4 protein-coding genes are annotated in these 4,215 nt (G+C 41.9%); all 4 read left to right on the forward strand.

Annotated features, from left to right (window positions below; genetic code table 11):
• The first annotated feature begins 90 nt into the window (after positions 1-90).
• Entirely contained in the window at positions 91-264 is a 174-nt protein-coding gene (locus K1I97_RS09960; RefSeq protein ID WP_223332339.1) for a Blp family class II bacteriocin, read from the forward strand.
• A gap of 33 nt (positions 265-297) precedes the next feature.
• Complete coding sequence (locus tag K1I97_RS09965) at positions 298-558, forward strand: hypothetical protein (protein WP_223332340.1); 261 nt, start codon at positions 298-300, stop codon at positions 556-558.
• A gap of 296 nt (positions 559-854) precedes the next feature.
• Positions 855-3,008: a peptide cleavage/export ABC transporter ComA gene (gene comA / locus K1I97_RS09970; RefSeq protein WP_084970754.1), complete on the forward strand. Its 2,154-nt coding sequence runs from the start codon at positions 855-857 to the stop codon at positions 3,006-3,008.
• Positions 3,009-3,022: 14 nt separating this feature from the next.
• A partial coding sequence (locus K1I97_RS09975) for a bacteriocin secretion accessory protein (RefSeq protein ID WP_223332341.1) occupies positions 3,023-4,215 on the forward strand: 1,193 nt, incomplete at its 3' end.

Genomic DNA, 4,215 nt, shown 5'->3' on the forward strand with positions numbered 1-4,215 from the left:
AGGAGGTCCTGCCTGTTGTATAATATAGTTGTCGAGTTGAGAGGGCTTTCCTCCAACTAAGAACAACATATTAATAAAAGGAGAACTCTTATGGAAAACTTTGCTATGATGGATAATCAGTTCGCTGCTTTGACTGAAGAAGAAATGATGATGGTTGACGGTGGATGGGCATTCTACGGTATCCCTGTTGATGTATTCACTGTATCATTGGCTATTTTGGGTGGCTCATTGGTTTCAGGCTTCTTAGTAGGACTTTTTAGCTAATTTTATCATTCTAGATAGGAAAAGGTGATTTTCATGAACAAAGATTTTAAATCATTAGATCAAAAGTTTATGCCACTTACTGAAGCTGAATTGGTTGAAGTTGAAGGTGGATGGGTCGGCGGTGACCTTGTACGTGCCGTATTTGATATCGGTCGTGAAGTTGGTCGCACTGTACGTGGACTTGCTATCCGTGCATACGGTCGCATCAGAGATAGAATCGGATCAAGATCTAGATCTAACAATGGTGGTGGCGCTAGCAACGGTGGCGGAGCTGACCAAGGAATTTTTAACTAATAGTTTGTCTTTTGACAGAAAGCCTCTTGTTCGTCTTGATTGGGACAAGAGGCTTTTTCATGTCAAATAGATGTCTGAGAATTGCTGGTATCAATATCTTTGAAACAACCGATACCATTGGAAAAATAAGCCACATTAGTGTATGATAGAGTTAGTTACTTTTGTCTTTCCTCCTCCTTCTAAGTCTATTTTTCTGGAGAAAGCTAGTAAATCAAGGGAGTTTTCTGAACTCCCCAAAACCTCTATGAGGTCTTTCCCTCATAGATATCCCCACTTTTGTGAATAAAGGAGTTTGTATGAGATTTACAAAGCGTCATTATAGAGCCCAAGTTGACGCAAGAGATTGTGGTGTGGCAGCCCTTGCCATGATTTATGGCTACTATGGTTCCTACTACTCTTTGGCTAGCTTGCGTGAAATGGCCAAGACCACCTTACGAGGAACGACTGCTTTTGGACTGGTAAAAGTCTCAGAAGAATTAGGCTTTGAAACACGAGCCTTGAAAGCAGATATGTCTTTATTTGACATGAAAGGGGTCGTCTACCCTTTTATCGCTCATGTCATCAAGGATAAAAAATTACTTCACTACTATGTCGTGACGGGTCATGACAAACATTCAGTTCATATTGCCGACCCCGATCCGGCTGTTAAAATGACCAAACTTTCCAAGGAACAGTTTGCCCAAGAGTGGACAGGAGTTTCTATTTTTATTGCTCCTGCCCCTGAATACAAGCCTCATAAGGAACAGAAAAACGGCCTCTGGTCCTTTGTTCCCATCTTGATGAAACAAAAAGGCTTGATTGCCAATATCGTTATCGCAACTTTATTGGTTACGATTATCAATATCGTCGGCTCCTACTATCTTCAAGGAATCATCGATACCTATGTCCCCAATCAGATGCGCAATACCTTAGGGATTATCTCTTTAGGCTTGGTAGTTGTCTATATCTTACAACAGATTCTGACCTATGCTCAGAGCTATCTGCTTCTTATTTTGGGACAACGCCTTTCGATTGATGTGATTTTGTCCTATATCAAGCATGTCTTCCATCTACCCATGTCCTTTTTTGCGACCAGAAGAACTGGGGAAATTGTCTCACGCTTTAATGATGCCAATAGTATCATTGATGCCCTAGCCAGTACCATTCTCTCCATCTTTCTAGATGTTTCGATTGTGATTGTCATGGCCATTGTTTTGTTCTCACAAAACTTTAATCTCTTCTTTATCAGTCTTCTCTCGCTACCGATTTATATCGTCGTGATTTTTGCTTTCATGAAACCATTTGAGAAGATGAATCGGGACACCATGGAATCCAATGCTATTCTCTCCTCTTCCATTATCGAAGACATCAATGGGATTGAAACAATCAAGTCCTTGACGAGTGAAAACTACCGTTACCAAAAGATTGACAGAGAATTTGTGGACTATCTGAAAAAATCATTTGCCTACAGTCGGATGGAAAATATTCAAATGGGCTTGAAGAAAACGGCTCAGCTCCTATTGAATATTGCCATCCTTTGGATGGGAGCCCTTCTGGTAATGGACAATAAAATGTCCCTAGGGCAACTGATTACCTATAATACCTTGCTGGCTTATTTCACAAATCCACTAGAAAACATCATCAACCTACAAACCAAACTCCAGACAGCCCAAGTGGCCAATAACCGCTTGAACGAGGTCTATTTGGTTGACTCTGAATTTATGGATAAAAAAGCGATTCGTGATTTAAGCATGACCAAGGGTGACATTGAGTTGAAACAGGTCAGCTATAAATACGGCTATGGACGAAATGTCTTATCAGACATCAATTTGACCATTGAACGAGGCAGCAAGGTGGCCTTTGTGGGCATCTCTGGTTCTGGAAAGACGACCCTTGCCAAGATGATTGTCAACTTCTACGATCCAAACGAAGGAGAAATTCTGATTAACAATACCAATCTCAATCAGATTGACAAGCATGTCTTGCGTCGCCATATCAACTACTTGCCACAACAGCCTTATGTCTTTAATGGTACCATTTTGGAGAATGTTCTCTTAGGTGCCAAACCTGGAACGACTCAGAAAGAAATCATTCGGGCACTGGAAATTGCGGAGATTCGAGAAGACATTGAACGGATGCCTTTGAATTACCAAACAGAGTTGACATCAGACGGGACAGGGATTTCAGGTGGTCAGCGCCAGCGCTTGGCCTTGGCTCGAGCTCTTTTGACGGATGCTCCTGTTTTGATTCTCGACGAGGCAACCAGCAATCTGGATATCTTGACAGAGAAAAAGATTATCGACAATCTCTTGGAGTTGGACAAGACCATCATTTTCATTGCCCATAGATTGACCATTGCAGAGCGGTCTGAAAAAGTGGTCGTTCTGGACAAGGGGGAAATCGTCGAGCAAGGAACACATGAAGAATTACTTGCCCAGGATGGTTTCTATGCCCATCTGGTCAATAGTTAGAAAGGAGAAAGAAGATGGAAGAACATTACTTAGAGAGTGCTGAATTTTATAATCGTAGATATTCCAACTTTTCTGTACGCGTGATTTTACCGACTTTCTTCTTGTTGATTTTTGTGGTCTTATTCTCTCTCTTTGCGAAAAAGGAAATCACCATTACCTCGGCGGCCTCTATTGAACCAAGTAAAATCTTAGCGACTATCCAGTCAACCAGTAATAATGCGATTGTCACCAATAACCTAGAGGAAAACAAGGTGGTCAAAAAAGGTGACCTCTTAGTTCAATATCATTCTGATAGCGAAAACACTCAGAAAGATACCTTCTCCTCTCAAGTGGAAACCTTGAAGGAACAAAAACGACAGTTGGAATTATTACAAGAAAGTTTGAAGACAGGAACTAGTAAGTTTGCTTCGGGAGAGGATCGCTTTGGCTATGAACAGATCTTTAATGACTATAAAAACCAAGCAGCCAGCATCCGTAGTAATACGGAACAACAGAATTCTAATATTGCCTCTCAAAATTCGGCTGCTAGCAGTTCCCAAGCTGAATTAGGAAACCTTATCAGTGAAACCAATGCCAAATTGTCGGACTACCAGACACTGCGAGACGCCATTCAAAATGGAACCAGTGTTCCTTCGACCAATGCTGGGTATAGTATTTATCAGGCTTATGTAGCACAGGCTGCTTCTGATACTCAAGGGCAGCTCAAGAGCCAAGTCATCGCACAGATTGACAGTCAGATTTCCCAATTTGAATCCGCTCTAGCAGGTTATCGGGTCCAATACGCAGGTGCAGGAGCTCAACAGGCCTACTCTGGTAGTTTGGATAGCCAGCTTGAGTCCCTAAAGGCTCAACAGTTGGCAAAAGTTGGACAAGAGTTGACAGCCCTAAATCAAAAGATTTTAGAAGTTGAAAACAATCTCAAAGTACAGGGAGGAATCGCACAAAAAGGGGCTATTACAGCGATGGAGGACGGGATTCTCCACCTGAATCCTGAAACTGCTGGGGCTAATTTGGTTCCCGAAGGCAAGGTCTTGGCCCAGTTGTATCCTGTTTTGACGACAGAAAAGAAGGTAACCATCACAACTTATGTGACCTCAAAAGATGTCTCTAGCCTTAAACAGGGAGAAACCATCCGTTTCACTGCCTTGGATGAGAACAATAAGGAATTTGTTCTCACATCTACCATTTCCAATATTGACAGCAATGC

Source organism: Streptococcus oralis (assembly GCF_019929345.1).
GTDB lineage: Bacteria > Bacillota > Bacilli > Lactobacillales > Streptococcaceae > Streptococcus.